The 20,098-nt window shown below is 52.3% G+C and carries 19 protein-coding genes; 11 read left to right on the top strand and 8 right to left on the bottom strand.

Translation table 11 applies throughout. The features are described 5' to 3' along the window. Positions 1 to 4 precede the first annotated feature (4 nt). Entirely contained in the window at positions 5 to 1,723 is a 1,719-nt protein-coding gene (locus tag EG028_RS25250) for a DUF885 family protein (protein WP_206614516.1), read from the top strand. A 14-nt stretch (positions 1,724 to 1,737) separates the two neighbouring features. On the opposite strand, the gene EG028_RS25245 is transcribed toward EG028_RS25250, so the two are convergent. Further along, positions 1,738 to 2,448: an NUDIX hydrolase gene (locus tag EG028_RS25245; protein ID WP_317127255.1), complete on the bottom strand. Its 711-nt coding sequence runs from the start codon at positions 2,446 to 2,448 to the stop codon at positions 1,738 to 1,740. 144 nt (positions 2,449 to 2,592) lie between these two features. Here EG028_RS25245 and EG028_RS25240 point away from each other — a divergent pair, with 144 nt between their 5' ends. Together EG028_RS25240 and EG028_RS25235 are read left to right on the top strand one after the other, a co-directional pair. Then, a complete protein-coding gene (locus tag EG028_RS25240; RefSeq protein ID WP_174235438.1) occupies positions 2,593 to 3,720 on the top strand; it encodes an aldose epimerase family protein in 1,128 nt (375 codons plus the stop codon). Between the two features lie 34 nt (positions 3,721 to 3,754). After that, entirely contained in the window at positions 3,755 to 4,174 is a 420-nt protein-coding gene (locus EG028_RS25235; RefSeq protein WP_120519136.1) for a hypothetical protein, read from the top strand. 74 nt (positions 4,175 to 4,248) lie between these two features. Here EG028_RS25235 and EG028_RS25230 read toward each other — a convergent pair whose 3' ends face one another. From EG028_RS25230 to EG028_RS25215, 4 genes are all read right to left on the bottom strand, one after another. Continuing rightward, complete coding sequence (locus EG028_RS25230; RefSeq protein ID WP_120519135.1) at positions 4,249 to 4,818, bottom strand: hypothetical protein; 570 nt, start codon at positions 4,816 to 4,818, stop codon at positions 4,249 to 4,251. Positions 4,819 to 5,351: 533 nt separating this feature from the next. After that, positions 5,352 to 6,353: an NADP-dependent oxidoreductase gene (locus EG028_RS25225; RefSeq protein WP_120519134.1), complete on the bottom strand. Its 1,002-nt coding sequence runs from the start codon at positions 6,351 to 6,353 to the stop codon at positions 5,352 to 5,354. Continuing rightward, complete coding sequence (locus tag EG028_RS25220) at positions 6,350 to 6,775, bottom strand: organic hydroperoxide resistance protein (RefSeq protein WP_120519133.1); 426 nt, start codon at positions 6,773 to 6,775, stop codon at positions 6,350 to 6,352. The genes EG028_RS25225 and EG028_RS25220 overlap by 4 nt, the downstream gene beginning before the upstream one ends. 38 nt (positions 6,776 to 6,813) lie before the next feature. Further along, a complete protein-coding gene (locus EG028_RS25215) occupies positions 6,814 to 7,263 on the bottom strand; it encodes a MarR family winged helix-turn-helix transcriptional regulator (RefSeq protein WP_120519132.1) in 450 nt (149 codons plus the stop codon). A 115-nt stretch (positions 7,264 to 7,378) separates the two neighbouring features. Here EG028_RS25215 and EG028_RS25210 point away from each other — a divergent pair, with 115 nt between their 5' ends. The 5 genes from EG028_RS25210 (at position 7,379) to EG028_RS25190 (ending at position 15,679) form a co-directional block, all read left to right on the top strand. Beyond that, entirely contained in the window at positions 7,379 to 7,960 is a 582-nt protein-coding gene (locus EG028_RS25210; RefSeq protein WP_120519131.1) for an RNA polymerase sigma factor, read from the top strand. Positions 7,961 to 8,037: 77 nt separating this feature from the next. Continuing rightward, on the top strand, positions 8,038 to 9,111 hold the full coding sequence (locus tag EG028_RS25205; protein WP_120519130.1) for a FecR family protein: 1,074 nt from the start codon (positions 8,038 to 8,040) through the stop codon (positions 9,109 to 9,111). Between the two features lie 40 nt (positions 9,112 to 9,151). Further along, positions 9,152 to 12,877 carry a SusC/RagA family TonB-linked outer membrane protein gene (locus EG028_RS25200; RefSeq protein WP_206614515.1) on the top strand — a complete coding sequence of 1,242 codons (3,726 nt, stop codon included), beginning with the start codon at positions 9,152 to 9,154 and terminating at the stop codon, positions 12,875 to 12,877. Positions 12,878 to 12,901: 24 nt separating this feature from the next. Then, positions 12,902 to 14,584, top strand: a complete 1,683-nt coding sequence (locus EG028_RS25195; RefSeq protein ID WP_120519129.1) for a SusD/RagB family nutrient-binding outer membrane lipoprotein — start codon at positions 12,902 to 12,904, stop codon at positions 14,582 to 14,584. 132 nt (positions 14,585 to 14,716) lie between these two features. Continuing rightward, complete coding sequence (locus tag EG028_RS25190; RefSeq protein ID WP_120519128.1) at positions 14,717 to 15,679, top strand: YihY/virulence factor BrkB family protein; 963 nt, start codon at positions 14,717 to 14,719, stop codon at positions 15,677 to 15,679. Here EG028_RS25190 and EG028_RS25185 read toward each other — a convergent pair. Further along, the gene (locus EG028_RS25185; RefSeq protein WP_120519127.1) at positions 15,674 to 16,420 is read right to left on the bottom strand and encodes a DeoR/GlpR family DNA-binding transcription regulator; all 747 of its coding nucleotides are present in this window, start codon (positions 16,418 to 16,420) and stop codon (positions 15,674 to 15,676) included. The two genes, EG028_RS25190 and EG028_RS25185, sit on opposite strands and share 6 nt — an antisense overlap. Before the next feature lie 95 nt (positions 16,421 to 16,515). On the opposite strand from EG028_RS25185, the gene EG028_RS25180 reads away from it, so the two are divergent. The 3 genes from EG028_RS25180 (at position 16,516) to EG028_RS25170 (ending at position 17,871) form a co-directional block, all read left to right on the top strand. Continuing rightward, the gene (locus EG028_RS25180) at positions 16,516 to 17,064 is read left to right on the top strand and encodes a 5' nucleotidase, NT5C type (protein WP_120519126.1); all 549 of its coding nucleotides are present in this window, start codon (positions 16,516 to 16,518) and stop codon (positions 17,062 to 17,064) included. Between the two features lie 95 nt (positions 17,065 to 17,159). Continuing rightward, positions 17,160 to 17,372 carry a hypothetical protein gene (locus EG028_RS25175; RefSeq protein ID WP_123864795.1) on the top strand — a complete coding sequence of 71 codons (213 nt, stop codon included), beginning with the start codon at positions 17,160 to 17,162 and terminating at the stop codon, positions 17,370 to 17,372. A 79-nt stretch (positions 17,373 to 17,451) separates the two neighbouring features. Next, positions 17,452 to 17,871 (top strand): DUF6169 family protein, encoded by a 420-nt coding sequence (locus EG028_RS25170; RefSeq protein WP_120519124.1) that lies wholly within the window; start codon positions 17,452 to 17,454, stop codon positions 17,869 to 17,871. A gap of 37 nt (positions 17,872 to 17,908) precedes the next feature. Here the strand turns inward: EG028_RS25170 and EG028_RS25165 are convergent, their stop codons facing one another. Together EG028_RS25165 and EG028_RS25160 are read right to left on the bottom strand one after the other, a co-directional pair. Then, a complete protein-coding gene (locus EG028_RS25165; RefSeq protein ID WP_241559220.1) occupies positions 17,909 to 19,102 on the bottom strand; it encodes an epoxide hydrolase family protein in 1,194 nt (397 codons plus the stop codon). Positions 19,103 to 19,271: 169 nt separating this feature from the next. Then, entirely contained in the window at positions 19,272 to 20,072 is an 801-nt protein-coding gene (locus EG028_RS25160) for a 3-keto-disaccharide hydrolase (RefSeq protein WP_120519123.1), read from the bottom strand. Between the last annotated feature and the right edge of the window lie 26 nt (positions 20,073 to 20,098).

The raw sequence follows: 20,098 nt of genomic DNA, 5'->3' as shown, positions 1-20,098 counted from the left end.
ACTTATGAGAAAATTTCTTTGCTGCATCGTATTCGTCGCGTTGCAGTTCGCCGCCTATGCACAGTCCGCCGATACTGACCTCTACCGTCAATCCAGCGAGGTGAACAACATTATGGTGCAATACAATGCGGACCGTGGCACCCTCAGCCGCTTTTACGCCATCCCGAACACGCCCGAGCGCCGCGAAAGGATGAAACTATTGCAGGACACCTATATCAAACGCCTGGAGCAGCTGGACTTCGATAAACTCCCTACCGGCTCCCGCGTAGACTATATCCTGTTCCACCGCAACCTGGACGATGAACTGTTCCGGCTGAACGAAGAAAAAGAGGAGTATGCCGCCGTTGAAAAATGGTTCCCTTTCGCGGAACGTATGTATGCCATTGAACGTACCCGCCGCCGCGGTACCGCGCCGGACGCGGAAAAGCTGGCGGGCGAACTGAACAGTATTGCAAAGGAACTGCTGGTTAAAAAGGCCGCCTTGCAAAAGGACAGCGCCATGCCGCTGGCACTGAGCCGCCGCGCGGCAGGGATAGCCAGGGGATTGCAGGCTTCCATCAAAAGCTCCTACGATTTTTATAACGGTTACGACCCGTTGTACAGCTGGTGGATACCCATGCCGTACAACAGGCTGGACAGCCTGCTCAGTGGTTATGCCGCCCTGTTCCAAAGCAAAGGCAAAAACGCCGTCTCGCAAAAAGACGATGGCAGCGGCATCATCGGCAACCCCATCGGCAATGCGGAGCTGATCCGGCAGCTGAAGGAAGAGATGATCGCCTACACACCGGACGAGCTGATCGCCATTGCCAATAAAGAATTTGCATGGTGCGATGCCGAAATGCTGAAAGCCAGCCGCGAGATGGGCTTTGGCGACGACTGGAAAGCTGCCATGGAAAAGGTAAAAAACACCTATGTGCCCGCGGGCAAACAGCCGGAGGCCATGATGAAGCTCTACAACGAATCCCTTGATTTTATCAAGAAGAACCAGCTGATCACCATCCCCGCGCTGGCGGAGGAGACCTGGAGAATGAACATGCTGAGCCCCGAAAGGCAACTGGTTGCGCCCTTTTTCCTGGGAGGAGAGGAGTTTCTCATTGCGTACCCCACCAATACCATGGCGCATGAAGACAAGATGATGAGCATGCGCGGCAACAACCCGCATTTTTCACGCGCCACTGTTCACCACGAGCTGCTGGCCGGCCACGCCATGCAGCAGTTCATGAACAGCCGTTACCGTACCTACCGCCGCTTCGGTACGCCTTTCTGGACAGAAGGCTGGGCATTGTACTGGGAGCGCCTGCTCTGGGACCTCAAATTCCCGCAGGGCCCCGAAGACCGCATCGGCATGCTGTTCTGGAGAATGCACCGCTGCGCCCGCATCATATTTTCCCTTAGTTATCATACCAACAAATGGACGCCCCAGCAATGTATCAACTTCCTGGTGGACAGGGTGAACTTTGAACGCGCGAACGCTGAAGGCGAAGTGCGCCGTTCTTTTACAGGCGGTTACGGCCCGCTGTACCAGGTGGCTTATATGATCGGCGGTTTGCAGTTTGAGGCGCTGAAAAAGGAACTGGTAGACGGCGGGAAGATGAGTTATCGCGAATTCCACGACGCCGTGATTACGGAAAACGCGATGCCCGTGGAGATGGTACGGGCAATATTGCTGAAGCAGCCGCTGAAAAAGGATTACAAGACCAGCTGGCGGTTCTATAAATTATAAAAACGATTATCCTTTCACCCGAGGTTAGTAGGATTGGGAATAAAGTTGAGGAAGGCATTAAACTTCGTCTGGTACTTCCTTTTATCCAGCTTATAATAAAACGCGCCGCGTTTGGAACTGAGGCGTTCTTTGTCTTTTTGTTTGATCAGCAACCCCGTAGACAGCACTTTCCGAGAGAAATTCCTTTTATCCATCAGCGTGTCGAATATGCCTTCGTAGAGGTTCTGCAACTGCGGAAGCGTGAATTTCTCCGGCAGCATTTCGAACACGATGGGGTGGAAGGCGGCTTTGTAACGGAGTTTTTGTTTGGCCAGCTCCACCATATCCCGGTGATCGAAGATGAGGGAAGGGAGCTTTTTGAGCGGAAACCATTCGGAATGATACTCCTGGTTGATCTGTTTTTTGAACTTGTTGATATCGATCAGGCTGAAATATACCACGGACAAAGTTCTTTCCACGGGGTCGCGCTCCACTTCCCCGAAGGTATGCAGCTGCTCCATGTATACGTTCTCAAGCCCGGTGAGCTGTTTTAATACCCTGCTGGCGGCATGATCCAGCGTCTCGTTTGGATGGATAATGCCACCCATGAGGCTCCAGCGGCCCTTCTCGGGCTCAAAGCCCCGCTTGATGAGCAGGATCTTCATTTCGGTGCCGTCAAATCCAAAAATAATGCAGTCTACAGCCACCAGCACCCTGTTCTTGCCGGAGTATTGAGAGATTTTCAATGTTGTATCAGTTTAACGCGGATCAATTATAATAAATGTCGCTGAGACAATTTATAGAACATTCATGAAAAATAGCTGGAATTTTCGGGATTTAATGCGGATATTTAAAACTACATCCACCCACATTAAACCAAATCTCACGTCATGTTGAATAAGCTATCCACAATTATGGCCTACTCCTTCAGCGGACTGCTGGCTTTTTCAGCCTGTAACAACGCGGCGGAAGAAAAGAAAACAGGTACTATGCTCACATCACAGCCTTATGGCAACCTCGCCGGCACGGAGATCGTGCAGTACACACTGACCAATGCCAACGGGATGGTCGTGAAGGTGCTGAACTACGGCGGCGTTATTACGGACATTATTACGGCAGACAAAGACGGTACGCCCGGCAACGTGGTACTGTCCTACGACACCCTGGCAGGCTACCTCCAGCCCGGCAACCCTTATTTCGGCACCCTGGTGGGCCGGTATGCGAACCGCATTGCCAAAGCCACTTTTAAGATCGATACGGCTACTTATCAGCTGGCTGTGAACAATAACGGCAACGCACTGCACGGCGGGCTGAAAGGGTTCGACAAGGTAGTGTGGAGCGTTACCCCGCTCCCGGGAGACAGCAGCCTGCTGCTGGAATACCAGAGCAAAGACGGCGAAGAAGGGTATCCCGGCAATCTCAGCGCCAAAGTGATCTATACCCTCACGGATCAGAACGCCCTGAAAATAGAATACGTGGCCACTACGGACAAACCGACACCCATAAACCTTACCCAGCATACTTACTTCAACCTCTCCGCCGGTAAAAGCCCGGATATACTCAATCACGAGCTGCAACTGGACGCGCCGGGCTACACCCCGGTGGATGACGGCCTCATCCCGCTGGGAAGGATCGATTCCGTGAAAGGCACGCCCATGGACTTCACTACACCCCAGCGCATCGGCGCCCGCATCGATTCCGTGAAAGGCGGCTATGACCACAACTGGGTATTTGCCAAAGAAGGTCTGGCGCAGGTGGGCACCCTTCATGATCCCGCTTCGGGCAGGCTGATGACCATCTTCACCTCGGAGCCGGGCATCCAGTTCTACACCGGCAACTTCCTGGACGGTTCGCTGAAGTTCGCGCGCAACGGGACCACTTACGGCAAAAATGCGGGCCTCTGCCTGGAAGCCCAGCATTTCCCCGATTCGCCGAACCAGCCTACTTTCCCGACCACCATCCTGAAACCGGGCGAGAAGTATACACAGACGACGATCTACCAGTTCGGCGTGAAATAATATTAAGGAATAGCAGCGCGGACCGGGATACCTGATGAAACATACGAACCAGCTGATCGTGATCGCGATCATTACCAATATGCTGATACTCGTGCCTGCAGGGCATGGCATCGGCGTGATGATCATCCTGGAGTTCATGCTTTTTTCCTCCGGGCTGTGGAAAGAGCTGGTGTTTGTAAATCCGGGGGGCTACACGGGCGGAAGTATTTATATACCTGCTTCTGCTTTGTTGTCCATGCTGGGCCAGTTATTGTTGATCATCGGATTGTTTCAGCGGAACCACAGGAAGAAAAAAGCCTGGAGTCTCGCAGGGCTGCTGGCTGGTGCGGGAGGTCTGATCTATTATGTCGGGGCCTGTGATGGAACCGCTTTGGCAATGAGCATTCCTTACATTTTCCTGTTCCTGCTCCTGCTGGCAAGAATACTTTTCACTGATGCAGAGGAGGCAGCGTAACATTTCCTTTTACAACAGACATATTTCAGCAGATAAAGCGGAGGCCGCATACGGCCTCCGCTTTTTTATGCCTGCTATACAAACACCTCCAGCGCCGCCGTATTCCCCGGAATGTCCGAAGCAACGGCCCTGATCAGGGAACCGACAGGAACGGCATTTGTTTGAGTGGCGGTATACGTCCAGGTTAAAAGGTTCACCGGGCTTAGAAAAGCATGCCCTTCTTCCAGTAAAGTGCCGTCCGCATTGAAGATGCTCACCTTCACCGCCGCCACCCTGAAATCATCTTTCGCATGGATGATGATGGATGACCCCGGCATTCCGTTATAATCCGCCGTCCTGATCTTCTTCACCACCGGCGGTCTCAGAAAGTCGCGGATAGCAATGTTATGCGCCGTTTTGCCTTTTGTCGCCTTTTTCCGGTATGCCTTTTTATAGTCGGCGGACTGGAGGATATTCCTGGCGAAACAGGTGGCCGCTGCAAACCTGTTGCGCGTCTCCTGCTGCTCTTCCGACGACGGTGCATCCGGATCGAAGACAGGCATCAGGGTGATAATGGTGTCATCACCGTGTTTCCTGTACACGAACTGTTTACCTACATTCCCTCTTGCGCCTTTCACAAGAAGGTTTTTACTGATATCTGCCATTTTACAATGTTTTAAACGTTAAAAAATAATTGACCCGTTCCGCCGCGGGAAGGAAATGCCTGTGGCCGATACTCCACCTGCATTTTAGCGGTGCTTCCATGACGGCGGGATAAAACAAAAATAGGGTCCTGGCACACGCGGAAAAAAAGAAAGGGACGAGACTGCGGCGGAGTTGGGGCGGGCTTCGGTAAAACCTGGGACGAAAGGAAAACAGTCCTGTCAAAAACGGGTGATTTTCTGGCTAAACCCTGGAGAACCTTCAACACATCTCCCAAACTTCTTCAACAGATCCGCTGCAAACCTCCGGCCATCCTCCGACGAACCTCCGGCGATCCTCCGGCCAAAGTACCTCAAACCCTTGCTACGACCGAACACGGTCGGAGGATGGTCGGAGGATGTCAGCAGGATGTCAGTAACCTTGCCGTACCGGGGGTAAGTACAACAGGTTGTTTTTTATTGACTTAGAAATAACGGAAAAAAGAAAGGACCGGATTACCGGCCCTTTTTATAAAAATAATGTTTTGTATCGTCTGCTATACTTTCACGATCATCTTCCCGGTGTTCTGCCCGGTAAACAATGCCAGGAATGCTTCAGGTATCTTTTCAAATCCTTCCACGAACGTTTCGGTGAATTTTATCTTGCCGGCTTTTACCAGCGGGGCCAGGTATTGAATGCCTTCCGCATAACGGGTGGGGTAATTCCGGATAATGAATCCCTGCATAAGCACGCTGCGCGTAAGCAGGGTGGGTTGTATACGCGGGCCTACGGATGGTTCCTCGTTATTATAAATGGCAATCTGGCCACAGAGGGGGATCCTGGCGAAAAAATTCAGATGAGGCACCACGGCGTCCGTTACATCGCCGCCCACATTGTCAAAATAGATATCCACGCCATCGGGGCAGGCCTTGGCGATCTGTGCGGAGAGATCACCTGTTTTGTAATTCAGCGCTTCATCAAAACCATATTCCTCTTTGAGCATCTTTATTTTGTCTTCGGAACCGGCGATGCCGACCACGCGTAATCCAAGATGTTTGCCCAGCTGCCCCACTACCAAACCTACGGCGCCGGCAGCGCCGGATACCACGAGGGTTTCCCCGGCTTTGGGTTTACCGATGTCCAGCAGGCCGATATACGCTGTGAGGCCTGTCATGCCCAGCACGCCCAGGAAATAACTGGCGGGAGCGAGGTTGGTATCGATCTTTTTAACGGTTGCGGCGGGCACCACCATTTCAGTGGCCCAGGGCAGGTAAGGGCCCAGCACCAGGTCTCCCGGGGCAAAGGCCGGGTCTTTACTTTCCACTACTTCCGCCACTGCGCCGCCTTCCAGCGCGTGTTCCAGTTTAAAGGGCGGGGAATAACTTTTCACATCGTTCATCCGGCCGCGCATGTACGGGTCCACGGAATAATACCGGCCTTTCAGCTGCAATTCCCCTGTTTTGACCTCCGGCAGGGCCACATCGTCAAAACGGAAAATGGACATGTCCGGCATACCTTTTGGCCTGGCGGCCAGGGTGATCTGTTTTACTGTTTTCATGCTACACGGGTGTTAATTGTCACTTCTACATTATTCCTGACCGCATTGGAGTATGGGCATACCTGGTGCGCTTTGGCTACCAGCTCTTCCGCGGCGGCCTGGTCAATGCCGGGTATCAGTACGTCCAGCGTTACCGCGAGGCCGTATCCGCCAGCGCCATTGGAGCCGAGGCCTACCTGCGCGGTGACGGCGGTAATGCCGGTTTCGGCCTTTGATTTCCGGATCACCAGGTTCAGCGCGCTGTCAAAACAGGCGGAGTATCCGGCTGCAAATAACTGTTCGGGGTTGGTGAACTCGCCGCCGGGGCCGCCCAGTTCTTTCGGGGTAGCTGTTTTTACATTCAGAATGCCGTCATCGGACGTTACCTGCCCGTCTCTTCCGCCGGTGGCCGTAGCCGTGGCGGTATATAATACTTTAACCATTGTGAAGATGTTTCGGTTTTATGTTGTTTGAAAAAATATCAGATTTCATCCGCCGGCGCCTGTACCGGTTTGATCTTGTCCATCAGGCGCTGGAGCTGTTTATGCAGGGTTTCCCGCTCTTTGTCGTCCAGGTTGAGGCTGGCCTGCAGCTGCATGGGGATCTTCTGCGCTTTTTTGCGGAGGTTCATGCCTTCGGGGGTGATGACGATCTCCACGATCCGTTCGTCCGTTTTGCAGCGGTAGCGGGTGATGAGGCCTTTTTTCTCCAGGCGTTTGAGCAAAGGAGTGAGTGTGCCGCTGTCCAGGCAGAGCTTTTCGCCCAGGTCTTTCACGGTTTGCAGCTTATGCTCCCAGAGCAGCAGGAGCACGAGATACTGGGGATAGGTGAGGTCCAGCTTCTCCAGCAGCGGCCGGTAATGGGCGGTCACCTGCCGGGAAAGAACGTATAAAGGAAAACAGACCTGGTTATCGAATTTCAACTGTTCCATTGTTATCAATTAGATTGTGCAAAATTAAATAGGTTCAAATTATCAGCCGCGTATATGCCTGTTAAAGTTCTGCAAAAATATACCTACCTTACCGCAAGAAAGCAGCCGAACCAGCATGCCGCAACACGATAAAACACCTTCAGCCGGTGAGCCGGTATGGGAGGATTTCAGAAATGGGGACCGGGATGCATTTGCGCAATTATACCACGGGCATATACAGCAGCTGATAGCCTATGGAATGCGGATCAGTGGTGAGCAACAGGTGGTGAAAGACGTCATCCAGGATCTATTTGTGGAGCTATGGCGCTCCAGGACGCATCTACAGTCCGTTCAGTCAGTCAGGGGCTACCTCCTGAAAGCGCTTCGTTATAAACTCCTGCGAAACGCCAAAGTAAAAACACGTTATTATGCGGAACTGCCGGACCAGGCCGATCCGGACAATGCGGAACTGCACCGCCTGGAAGCCGAAACGGAACAGCAGCGCAAGGAGCGCATCCGCCAGGCCCTGCTCCGCCTGCCCGGCCGCCAGCAGGAAGTGATCAATCTCCGTTTTTACCACGGCTGTACCACGGAAGAAGCCGCCGAGATCATGGCGGTGAACTACCAGTCCGCCGTGAACCTTTTGCACCGGGCTATTGTTCAGTTAAGAGAAATGCTTGGCCCCGGACTGATCTTTATGCTATTTATCTTGTTTTAAAAAAAATATCCCGCCAGGTGAGTATCGGAACCCCACCCGGTACACTTGTATTTAACCGCGCATAATTTTTAAGCCGTATGTCGTATTCGCAACAGGAACTGGAAGCATTATTGCAGAATGATGAATTTGTACGATGGGTATTACAGCCCAACGAAGAAGGCCATGCTTACTGGGAAAGCTGGATGAATGAACACCCTGACCGCAGGGCGCTGGTAGCGCGCTCACGTGAGGTGATCAGGCTGATACACGAAACAGAACATGAAGCCGTCAGCAGCCACGACCTGGCTGAACAGATATGGGAGGACATGCAGGATGAGCTGCGCCCGCGCATCCCATGGTACCGGCGTTACGCCGCGGCTGCCGCCCTTCTTGTACTGCTGGGCCTCGCGGGAGGCGGCTGGTATGCGTTCATCCGCGTCAAGACCAGCACCATCCTTAATGAAAACGGCATTTTAATGGCCAGGACCGGCCACGCAGACATATCAGTGCAGAATACGGGCAATGCCCTGAGAACGGTCTACCTGGTAGACGGTTCCCGCGTCACCCTCAACCCCGGCGCGAAACTCAGGTATCACAGCCTGCTGGGCAAACGCAAAAGGGAAGTGACGCTGGAAGGAGAGGCCTTTTTTGAAATAGCCCCTGACGCTTCCAAACCATTTTCCGTATTAAGCGGCGGTATCGTGACAAAAGTACTGGGCACCAGCTTCCGCATCGCGGCGCAAAATGATGTGGTGGTATCCGTAAGGTCCGGGAAAGTGGCGGTGACCAGGCAGGAAAAGAACGTGAAAGAAAAACCCTGCATCCTGGTGATGAATGAACAGGCGGTGTACAGCGCCAGCCGGAATAAACTGGAGAAAACAACCGGCCCCGCGCCCACGCTGCTGGCCAATCCGGTACCAGCCTGGGAAACGATGTACTACGACGAAGCCACCATGGACCAGATCATTGCCGTGCTCACCCGTACTTACGGCGTGGAGTTCGAGTATGACCGGGAAGTATTTGCAAAATGTAAAATTACGATTGCCCTGGACCAGGGATCGATGTACGATAAATTAGACATATTGACCAAAGTGCTGAGCGCAACATATGAAGTAGACGAGGATGTTGTGCGGATTAGCGGCCCGGGATGTGGTAACTCAGCCGTCCTTTAGTTCGGGAATTTACATTACTGTCAACCAAAATAGTATGCGTATGAATACCTTCTTTTTAAAGATGCGGGTAGCGCTATTGATGTCCTTTTTATGCCTTGTTGCAAGCACATTTGCCTACGCCGGCAGATATTCTTCAGCCGGGATACTGGACAAAAAGATATCGCTGTCCATGTCTAACAAAGGCCTGAAAAACGTACTGGCAAAAATAGAACAGGCCGCCGCAGTCAAGTTTGCATATGCCACCCAAACCATCCCGCTGAACAATAAAGTAAGCATAGACGTAAAAGACCAGCGCCTGGGCGATGTGCTGGAAACGCTGCTTTCCCCTTATAAAGTGAGTTACGAAGCGGTGGGAAACCAGATCATTATTCAAAAAGACGGGATGAAAGTGGTGATCAACACCCGCCCCGTTGATCCCTCGGCTTTCAAAAAGGTGACGGGCGCTGTAAAAGCGGCGGACGGCACCAGCATCCCCGGCGTGACGGTGACCGTAAAAGGCACCGCCAAAGGCGCGGTGACGAATGCGGACGGGCGTTTTGAACTGGATGCGGACGAGGGCGCCACCCTGGTGTTCACCGCCATTGGTTTTGCCACACAGGAAGTGGTGGTGGGCAGCGGCGCTGTATACGATGTGGTGTTGCAGGAATCCAAAAAAGAATTATCCGAAGTGGTGGTAACGGCGCTGGGCGTACGAAAAGAAAAACGCGCGCTGGGTTATTCCGTTACGGAAGTGAAAGGATCGGAGCTGGCGGCCACAAACGAGGTGAACCCCATCAACGCTTTGCAGGGCAAGGCGGCAGGGATCAATATAGACCAGGGCTCTGGCGGCCTCTTCGGCAACTCGCGCATCCTGATACGCGGTAACTCCACGCTGAGCACAAACAACCAGCCTATCTTCGTAATAGACGGCGTGATACTGGACAATGATGCATTTGACGGGAAAGGAAGGGATTTCGGGAACGACCTGAAGAACCTGAATATGGAGGAGTTTGAAAGCGTGTCCATCCTCAAAGGCTCCGCCGCAGCCGCGCTTTACGGCACCCGCGCCATCAACGGCGTAGTGCTGATCACCACCAAAAAAGGTCGTACCCGCAAAGGATGGGGCGTGTCCGTTTCACAATCCGTGACTGTACAACAACCCTACGCCGGCCCCGACTTCCAGAATGAATTCGGCGGTGGCACCGTAGGCGCGTTTTTTACCGATACACGCGACCCGGGTTATAAAGACGGGCAGAACTGGCAGACCAAAGTATTCCCCACGAACGCGAATGGCGAGCCATACATAGACCCGCAGAAAAACAGGGAACTGGAGAACTGGGGACCCCGCTTTTCCAACCAGCGCGTGCTCAACTATGACGGCACCTGGACGGAATACAAAGCCGCTCCCAATAACTACCTGGACGCATTCCAGACCGGCACGAGTTTTCTCACCAATGTGGCGGTAGACGGGGCAACGGACAAATCCACCTTCCGCCTGTCTTATTCCCGCAACGATGCCGAGGGGATCAACTTCCGGAACAAAATGATGAAAAACGCCTTCTCGCTGCGCGCCACGCATAACCTCACCAGCTTCATCACGCTGGACGCGGGAGCGGATTATACATCGCTGGACGGCGAAAATCCCCCGCAGCTGGGGCTGAACAACTTCATCTGGATATTCCCACGCAACTACGATACAAAATACTGGATGCAACGCAGCAAATACACCAGCCAGCTGGGCGGCGTTCCGAAAGTATATGACGCGGCCGAAACGAATGTGGTGCCGGGCGCGGATTACTGGTTCCGTATATTCGAGAACAACTATCTGCAGGACGAACAGATGTTCCGTGGCCGCCTCACGATCACGGCTACACTGAATAAATGGCTGCGGATGCAGCTGGAAGGAAACTTCAGCAACATAGACATCAAAAATGAAACAAAGGAGCTGGGCCAGGGATACAACTTTACCGGCGCGGACAATACCTCCGGCGGGTTCTACTCCCTCAGTCATGCCATCAAAAAAAGCTACTTCCTGAAATGGATGGGCCTGGTGACCAAACAGCTGTCCAAAGACCTTTCCCTGAACGGTTACATCGGCGGGGAAACGCAGCGTTACAGCCAGACCTACAATCAATCGCAGACGGACGGCGGCCTGGTGTTCCCGGGGAACTACTTCCTGAGCAACTCCCAGAAACCGCAGATATCCAACGGCGGTGAACGCCCGCGGAAAAATATCAATTCCATCTACGCCAGCGCGGACCTTGCCTATAAAGAAATGCTGTTCATGCAAGCCACCTGGCGCGGCGACTGGTCTTCCGCACTCACCTACAGCGACGGCACCGGTAATAATTTCTACAACTACCCGGCCGTGAGCCTTTCCTGGATATTCACGGAAACCTTCAAGATGCCGTCCTTTATCTCCTTTGGTAAATTACGCGGCAACATTGCCTGGCTGGGTGGTGACCTCAACCCCTTCCTGATCAACCCGGGATTTGAGCTGAGGGGATTCACACAGGCGCTGAACGGCAACATCCCGATGCTGACCTTCGTGGATGAGAACGGGCAGAGTTTTGTGGTGGACAGAAATATCAAACCTCTCCGGAAACGCGCTATGGAAGCGGGGCTTGACCTCCGGTTCCTGAAAGACCGCATCGGGCTGGACGCGACCATTTACCGCGACAATACCTTCAACCAGGGCATCAATATCCCCGCGGCCGCCGAATCCGGCGTGAACAGCCTGCTGATCAACGCGGGGAATATCCAGAACTCCGGAGTGGAACTGGCGCTGAACGCAACGCCGGTGAAAACCACCAACTTCGACTGGAACACGACACTCACCTACACCCGCAACCGCAACAAGATCGTGGAGCTGTACCAGGACCGTGAATACTACGCACTGGATGACGAATCGCTGGGCGGAAACGACCAGATACCTTATGCCAAGGTAGGCGGCACCTACGGTGTGATCCGCACGCGCATCAGTTCCAAAAAATTCCAGGCGGTAGACGGCAGCGGCAAACCCGTCGATCACCCGAACAATGGTAAAGTAGTGCTGGACTGGCGCTCGGACGCCCGCGCCGCCTTCCCCAAACGCAGCAACGAATGGGCCGATGTAGGCGATATCAACCCCGATTTCCGGGGCAGCTGGGATAATACTTTCCGCTACAAAAGCCTTTCCCTCAATGTGCTGATCGACGCCAAAATAGGCGGGGATATGGTGATGCACACCATGCGTTACGGCACCCACACCGGCATCTTCAAATCCTCGCTGGAGGGCCGCGATGCGGCAAACGGCGGCATCAGCTGGACCAGCAAATACACCAACGACCTGGGCACCTACGACGACGGTATCATCCCGGACGGTGTGTTTGACAATGGCCAGACGATCACCCAGCCGGACGGCACCAATGTGAACGTAGGCGGCATGACCTACAGGGAAGCCTACGAAAAAGGATATGTGGAACCTACACATCTTCCGCAATACAATTACCGTTACGGCTCTTTCTCTACCGCGGTGGGCGATTACTGGGTGATCAAAAACTCCTGGGTAAGCCTGCGGCAGGTAGCGCTGAACTACACGCTGCCCGCTACAGTCGCATCCCGGCTTCATCTGAACAACCTGGGCGTGAGCCTCATTGGCCGCGACCTGTTCTACCTCTACAACTCATTGCCGAACAATATCAACCCGGCTTCCAATAACTCAAACAGAACCAGTGTGAACAAAGAGGAAGGATTTGTGCCGCCGATGATGCGTTCATTCGTATTCACGATCCGCGCGGGATTTTAACGGTCATTCACTAAACGAAGCAACATGAAAAAGTTAACGATATATACACTCTTCATCTGCACAACGGTTATTGCCGCTATATCCTGTAAAAAGGATTTCGGGGAGCTGAATACCGATCCCAGCGTGGTGACCGTGCCGGATATCAATTCGCTGTTCGCCTACTCTATGGACAACCTGGAAACCTACCAGGGCACCGAGTGGATATGGGAAAACCTGGAACAGCTGCTGCGTTTCAGCCAGCACCTCACCACGGACCCTTATGAGCTGAGCACAAACATCAACTCAAGGTACCGGGTATTGTACAACAACGTGCTGCCCAACCTGGTAGAGATCCGCAACCAGGTGGATATGCGCCCCGAGCGGCCGCGTTACCGCAACGTGCGCGCCGTCACCTATATCGCGGGCGTTCTGCAGGCGCTTAAGACGACGGATATGAACGGCTCCATGCCCTACACCGAAGCCGTTAAAGGCAGGACGGACCAGAACTTCAGGCCCGTGTACGATGACCAGAAAGTACTGTTCGACACCTGGCTGGCGGAACTGACCGATGCCATTGATTCGCTGTCAGAATCACCCACCGGCCAGCTGAACTTCGGCAGCGCGGATTTTTATTACCGCAATGACTGGACGAGCTGGATCAAACTGGCCAATACCCTCAAGCTCCGCATAGCGGTACGGTATGAAAACGCCGATGTGAACGCGGCCAAACGTGTATTCAGGGAAGTGATGGAAGACCTTACCGGGCCTATAGACAATGACATTTCCCAGTTTGTATATGACCGGCCGCAGTGGAACCCGATAGGGAACGATATCGATTACCGCAGCCCGCGCTTTGGTACATCGTCCATCATCAACTTCCTCAAGTCCACGAACGATCCCCGGCTGCCCATTTATTTCACGCCGAACGACCTGGTGGGCGCTTTCAGGGACACGCTGACCAAATACAACAAGACCCTTCCCGCGTTCATCAATATCAACGATCCGCTGGTAAGGTTCCAGGGAGGCCCGGCAGACTGGACTACAGACCCGGCCACGGCCACCTGGTACAAAAGCACCTTTGATGTAAGTACCTGGAGCAAATGGAGGCTGATCGGCTTCATCAACAAAAAGTTCTTCGCGCCGCGCTACGGCACCAATACATCCGGCCGTATGCTCGATTATATGGTGACGGAGGCTGAAACCGCGTTTTATATTGCGGAGTTTATCCAGAAAGGTTACGGCGCCGGGTTTGATACCAAAGGCTCCGCGGAAGAATGGTATAACAGGGGCATCACCAGCTCCATCCGTACGATGAATAAAATAGCGCTGGCCGCTGAATCTACCACCGGCTACACCGGCACGGGCGATACTGAAATAGGGGCGTACCTGGCGCATCCCAATGTGAAATTCAACGGGGTGAACAACCTGGAGCGTATCTATATCCAGCAGTACCTGAACTTCTACCGCCTGGCGAACGAGGCATTTACTTTTGTGCGCAGGACCGGTTACCCGAAGAACAATTCCGCTTATTATCCGCGTAATGCTTGGAATGAGCCCATTCCCCGCAGGTATCCGCTGGATGAGCCGCCGCTGGGCACGAACAATGCCAACTGGCAAAGCTCCCAGCAGGAGCAGGGTTTTACCCCGGGAGACAGGGGAGTGCCCGCATTAAGCACACAACGTTTGTGGTTTGACAAAAACAGCCCGGCATTCGGGCAGGGAAATTAAACTTTCCTTTATAAGAAACATCCCGATTGAAACTACAGTGAACCAAAGGGGCCGTCTCAATAAAATGAGGCGGCCCCGATGTTTATGGGAAGGCGGTACATGCGATGGCCCCGTTTTTGTGTTACCCCCTGTATGAAAAAGCCATTTTTCCTCAAGAACTGGTGGGAGCTGTTCAAATGCGCCGGGTCTGATTTTATGGATGACAAGGTGCTGAAACTAAGCGCGTCACTGGCTTATTCGACCGTATTCTCCATTGCGCCCATGCTCATCATTGTGCTTTTTTTCAGCGACATTTTCCTGAAAAAGGATGCGCTGGAAGGTAACCTGTACGGCCAGCTGAATGGCTTGCTGGGCCCGTCGGCCGCCACACAGGTGCAGGAAATAGTCCGCAACTCCGCTTTGTCCCCGGACCTGGGCTGGTCCACCATCATCGGTTTTATTACTCTTATCATAGGCGCCACGGGTGTATTCACCGAGATACAGGATTCCATCAACCTTATCTGGCGGTTAAAAGCCAAGCCCCGTAAAGGGAAGGGGCTGATCAAAATATTACTGACGCGGTTGTTGTCCTTTTCCATGGTGATCAGCCTCGGGTTTGTACTGGTGGTGAGCCTGGTGATACATGGCATTATAGAAGTGCTGCTGTCCCGATTGAGGGAAATGTTCCCCGATGTGACGGTAGTAGTGGTATATGTGGTGAACCTCGTTATCACATTCGGTACCATTGCGGGATTGTTTGCGGTCATTTTTAAAGTGCTGCCGGATGCGAGGGTGAAATGGAAACATGTGTGGGTAGGAGCCATCACCACGGCTGTGCTGTTTATGCTCGGGAAGTCCGCTATCGGCTTTTATCTTGGCAACAGTGCCATTGGCACTACCTATGGCGCGGCCGGCTCCATCGTGATATTGTTGACCTGGGTGTATTATTCCGCCACCATTTTATATTTCGGCGCGGAGTTCACGCGGCAGTATGTGCAGAAAAAGGGCGAACGTATTCACCCGAACGATTATGCCGTATGGGTAGAGCAGGTGGAGGTAGAGTCCAAAGGGAACATCCCTGAAAAGCAGGCGCCCGTAGTCGAAAAGAAGCTATAGTACCTGCAAACCCAGTTCACGGTAAGGCTCCAGCGATTCCTGCGCCGGATCGTCCGTAACGATAATGTCTATATCCGTGATACCGCACACCCTGTAAGGCTCCGCGGTCCCCATTTTATCGCCGGTAGCCAGCGCTACTATCCTGGCGGACGATTCCACGATCGTTGTTTTTATAGCTGATTCTTCCAGGTCCATGCCCGTTACCCCCAATATGGGATGCAGGCTGCATACTCCCAGGAAACCGATATCCGCTCTTATTTTCCGGAACATCTGGATGGTCTCCAGGCCGCCGGATACCTGCGAATCTTTGATGATCCGCCCGCCGGTAAAGATCACTTCCACGCCAGGATGTTCTATGAGGTGCATTACGATGGGTACACTATTCGTAATGACGGTGAGTTTTAACGTGGGGGGAAACAGTTTTACGAGGGAAAGGGTAGAGGTGCCGCCATCGAGAATGATGGTCTGGCCGTCCTGCAGCAAAGAGAGGGCTTTGCGGGCCATATTCACTTTATCGTCGGGATGCAGGTTGATGCGTTCTTTGAAGGAATAAGGGTTGGGGGAATGGGGGATGGCGCCGCCACGCACTTTGATAAGAAGGCCGCTTTGCGCGAGGGATTCGAGGTCCCGGCGTACGGTGTCTTCAGATACCTGGAGGTCCGTGCTCAGCTCTGTTTGCAGTACTTTCTGGTCCGTTTTCAACTTCTTGAGGATATAATCCAGGCGCTCTTCCTTCAGCATAATATTGCAGTTTTCAGCAAATTTAGGCAAAATAACGCAGATTTAATGTCGGAATATCGATAAATGTTGCATAACTTTGCATCAAATAGCAGAATATGGCAAAAAAGAGAATAGCAATCGATATGGACGGGGTAATGGCCGATCTGAACCAGCATTACTGCGACTGGTACTTTGAGCGTACCGGCGAGCGGGTGACGAAGGAGCAACTGAAAGGCCTGCCTGAAACGACCGGTTTTCCGCAGGAAGGCATTGTGCATCATTTTTTACATACGCCTGGTTTTTTCAGGACGGCGCCGGTGATGCAGGGCAGCCAGGAAGTGATCCGCGCGCTGATGGAAGACTATGAAGTGTTCATTGTGTCCGCCGCGGTGGAGTTCCCGCAATCCCTTACAGAAAAGATCGATTGGCTGAAGGAACATTTTCCTTTTATCAGCTGGAAAAACATCGTTTTCTGTGGTTTAAAAACGATCGTAAAAGCGGATTATATGATTGATGATTACGATAAGAACCTGCGTTATTTTGAAGGGGAGCGTATGTTGTTTTCCGCCCCGCACAATTCGAATTATGAAGACTACAACCGTTATGATACCTGGGAAGATGTGGCGAAGTTTTTCGCGGCGCGGCAGGTGGAAGTAGCGGGATAAAATTGTTTGAAGCAGGGGCGCGTGTTTGGGGATTTTTTTGATTGTAGGGGAATCAAAAATGAAGTTGAATGATTGTTTTTGGTAACTTCATTTTTATGGAAAAGGAAACAAAAACAACTCTTTTGTGCTCTGAAATGTCAACGCCCAAAAGAGTGGATTCATTCACAGAAATCCTGGTGGATATCATGCGGTGGCATGATGGCATTACCGAAGGGATTCCTGTATCATTCATTAAAGGATTGAAGTTTGTTGAACCCCTACTTATTGACGGAAAAGTCTTCCTCAGGCAGACGAGGAAAGGCGTTTGAGTTTGTAACCCGATCTGGTGACCGCTACTAGATCTACTTCGGCAAATATTATCTGATTGGCAGTGAAGATGAGGACCTGGTGGTAGATTCCATCGGCTTTAGCCGGGAAGGGAATCAATTGGGAATATTTGAGTATGATGAAAGGATTAAACATACCATCCTGTCAGTTATTCTTGACTTCTTTGACAAGAACAAAGATGAGGCACTTGTCTTCCTATGTTCCACGGAGGAGGGGCGTGCCCGGCACAGGAGTATCCTTTTTTCAAGATGGTATCATGAGATCAGCAGTGATATCAAACTGTATCAGCCGGATAAATTATTCAGGAGGATTGGTCTTTACGGCGGTTTGCTGGTACATAAAGATAATACCGGGAAATATGAGAAGATCAATGCCTTTTATCGTTCTATCAATGCACTTTTCCCCGATGGTGTGGAAGAAGCAGGAGTATCCGTCTCAATAGAAGAAATTATCGCTCCATACAAAGAAAGGCCGCTATAAGCAGCCTTTCTTCGTTTATATAAAACAATCCTTTGTTTTATTTCGCGGCATCGCTCCAGAAAAATGCATTCAGTTCATTTACCCATTCCTGTGGCGTTTCCAACGCAGCAAAGTGCCCGCCTTTCGGCATGACGGTAAACCGTTTCACATTTACATTTCTTTCGGCCCACTCACGCGGCATCGGCGCATCGCCGGGGAATACCGCCACGCCGGTGGGCGTATTTACCTTATTCGCGGAAGCCAGCTGCTGGTGGGCACCTACGGCATAGGAGCGCATGGAAGAATTGATCGTCTGGCTCACCCAGTAGATCATGATATTGGTGAGCAGCTCGTCTTTGGTAAAATGATCCTCGATAGTGCCATCCGGTGTGCGCCAGGTATTAAACTTCTCGATGATCCAGGAGGCAAGGCCGGCGGGAGAGTCGTTCAGGCCAATGGCTTGTGTTTGCGGCTTGGTAGCGTGCAGCATGGCGTATGCGCCTTCCGTATACCACCACTGCTGGATAAACTGGCCAAATTCCTGTTCGGGTTTGCTCATGGTGCTCCAGTCTTCCGAGCCATTGGGGTAACCAACGTCCGAGAGATGGATAGCGGTGACGTTTTCAGGATAAAGATTGGCGATCGATTTGGTGATGAGGGAACCAACATCGCCGCCCGCTGCCACAAAGGTTTTGTAGCCCAGCACGTCTTTCATCAGCGTGGCAAAGATCTTCGCGGAGCCGTGGTCTGTGAGGGCCTCGTGGCTGGAGAACCCGAAGCCGGGAATGGAAGGGATCACCACATCGTAACTCTGCTCTCCTTCGGTCAGCAAGGGAATGACTTTGATGAAGCGGTAAAAACAATCCGGCCAGCCGTGCGAAAGCAGCAGGGGCTTGGGGTTTTTCCCTTTGCCTTTGATGTGGAGGAAGTGAATGGTGAGCCCGTCTATTTCCACGGTGTACTGCGGGAACTTGTTGAGGGCGGCTTCCTGTTTGCGCCAGTCGTAACCTTTTTGCCAGTAGGCAACGAGGCTTTGGAGATACACCGGGTCGGTACCGTATTTCCATCCTACATTCTCAGGGGATTCCGGCCAGCGTGTCTGGCTGAGGCGGTGTTGCAGATCATCCAGTACGGATTGTTGCACTTCGATCTTAAAGGGCTTTACAGTAAACATATTGTTAGGTTTTTTGGGTTGCGCGTTCGCAAATAACGTGATAACAGCAATAGTCAGGGTGAAAAAGATCTGTTTCATATCATGTGTGTTTGATGATACAAATCTCTTACAGGGTTATGACAGCCGTATGTCAGCAGTAAAATACGGTTAAAAAATAAAAATGGGAACGGGGTTGCATAAATATAACAAAGCGGGTGCGGAGACGGCTTGATCCGTACCTGCACCCGCTTACAACAGATGTTGTGCTTTATTTTTTCCTGTTCACGATCCCTTCCAGGTTCATGATCCGGATATTCCTGAAGTCGATGGGCTGGCCTTCGCTCTGGAGGGCTATAAAGCCGGAGGAAAGCAGTTTGCCGTCTGTCTTTTGGGCGGGATCGTAGCGGTTCACCACGGGGCCGCCTATCTGGGGTTTGGAATATTGTAAAACGGTATCGCCGTTGATGATGTGCGTGATCAGGGAATCGCCCAGCACGATCAGTTCGGCTTTTACCCATTGTTCCCCTTCATAGGTTTTGGAGGTGGAATTGATACAATGCCGGGTGTCCAGTTTGCCTTGGTACACAATATGTGTGCCGGGAGAGCACATATTGCCGGTAGGCCGGGGTTTTCCATCACCTAACCCCGCCAGGAACTGCATTTCGATGGAAATAGGCCAATCCTGCTCCATGGGCATGGTGCGCGGGTCCTGGGAGTGAAACATCACCCCGCTGTTCAGGATGGTGTAGGAGGGGGCGCTTTTGTACCATTCCCCTACAAAGCGGTATTCCAGCTGGAGATGATAGTAGGAGTAAGGCTGTTTAAAATAGAGATGGCCAAACTGGTCGTTGAAGTCGCCGTACTGGTCATAGCGGACCTGTATCATGCTGTCTTTCACCCGGAAGGTATTGCCGTAGTTGTCACCGGTAGGGTGATGGTGGATCTTTACGAACCAGTTGCTGATGTCTTTACCGTTGAACAGGGGTTCCCATTTGCCTTTTTCCTGTGCCTGCGCATACGTGGAAAGGGTTGTGGCTGCCAGCAGGCAGCACCAGAGTTTTTTGATCATAATTATCGGAGTAGCTTCCGATAAAA

The organism is Chitinophaga barathri (assembly GCF_003807585.1).
GTDB classification, from domain to species: Bacteria; Bacteroidota; Bacteroidia; order Chitinophagales; family Chitinophagaceae; genus Chitinophaga; species Chitinophaga barathri.
This window is presented reverse-complemented; position numbering and strand designations above follow the sequence as displayed.

Excerpts from the sequence above, each read along its gene's own strand:
- EG028_RS25250 (WP_206614516.1), top strand. The coding sequence starts at position 5 with ATGAGAAAATTTCTTTGCTGCATCGTATTCGTCGCGTTGCAGTTCGCC.
- EG028_RS25240 (WP_174235438.1), top strand. The coding sequence starts at position 2,593 with ATGTTGAATAAGCTATCCACAATTATGGCCTACTCCTTCAGCGGACTG.
- EG028_RS25235 (WP_120519136.1), top strand. The coding sequence starts at position 3,755 with ATGAAACATACGAACCAGCTGATCGTGATCGCGATCATTACCAATATG.
- EG028_RS25230 (WP_120519135.1), bottom strand. The coding sequence starts at position 4,818 with ATGGCAGATATCAGTAAAAACCTTCTTGTGAAAGGCGCAAGAGGGAAT.
- EG028_RS25225 (WP_120519134.1), bottom strand. The coding sequence starts at position 6,353 with ATGAAAACAGTAAAACAGATCACCCTGGCCGCCAGGCCAAAAGGTATG.
- EG028_RS25220 (WP_120519133.1), bottom strand. The coding sequence starts at position 6,775 with ATGGTTAAAGTATTATATACCGCCACGGCTACGGCCACCGGCGGAAGA.
- EG028_RS25215 (WP_120519132.1), bottom strand. The coding sequence starts at position 7,263 with ATGGAACAGTTGAAATTCGATAACCAGGTCTGTTTTCCTTTATACGTT.
- EG028_RS25210 (WP_120519131.1), top strand. The coding sequence starts at position 7,379 with ATGCCGCAACACGATAAAACACCTTCAGCCGGTGAGCCGGTATGGGAG.
- EG028_RS25205 (WP_120519130.1), top strand. The coding sequence starts at position 8,038 with ATGTCGTATTCGCAACAGGAACTGGAAGCATTATTGCAGAATGATGAA.
- EG028_RS25200 (WP_206614515.1), top strand. The coding sequence starts at position 9,152 with ATGAATACCTTCTTTTTAAAGATGCGGGTAGCGCTATTGATGTCCTTT.
- EG028_RS25195 (WP_120519129.1), top strand. The coding sequence starts at position 12,902 with ATGAAAAAGTTAACGATATATACACTCTTCATCTGCACAACGGTTATT.
- EG028_RS25190 (WP_120519128.1), top strand. The coding sequence starts at position 14,717 with ATGAAAAAGCCATTTTTCCTCAAGAACTGGTGGGAGCTGTTCAAATGC.
- EG028_RS25185 (WP_120519127.1), bottom strand. The coding sequence starts at position 16,420 with ATGCTGAAGGAAGAGCGCCTGGATTATATCCTCAAGAAGTTGAAAACG.
- EG028_RS25180 (WP_120519126.1), top strand. The coding sequence starts at position 16,516 with ATGGCAAAAAAGAGAATAGCAATCGATATGGACGGGGTAATGGCCGAT.
- EG028_RS25175 (WP_123864795.1), top strand. The coding sequence starts at position 17,160 with ATGGAAAAGGAAACAAAAACAACTCTTTTGTGCTCTGAAATGTCAACG.
- EG028_RS25165 (WP_241559220.1), bottom strand. The coding sequence starts at position 19,102 with ATGAAACAGATCTTTTTCACCCTGACTATTGCTGTTATCACGTTATTT.
- EG028_RS25160 (WP_120519123.1), bottom strand. The coding sequence starts at position 20,072 with ATGATCAAAAAACTCTGGTGCTGCCTGCTGGCAGCCACAACCCTTTCC.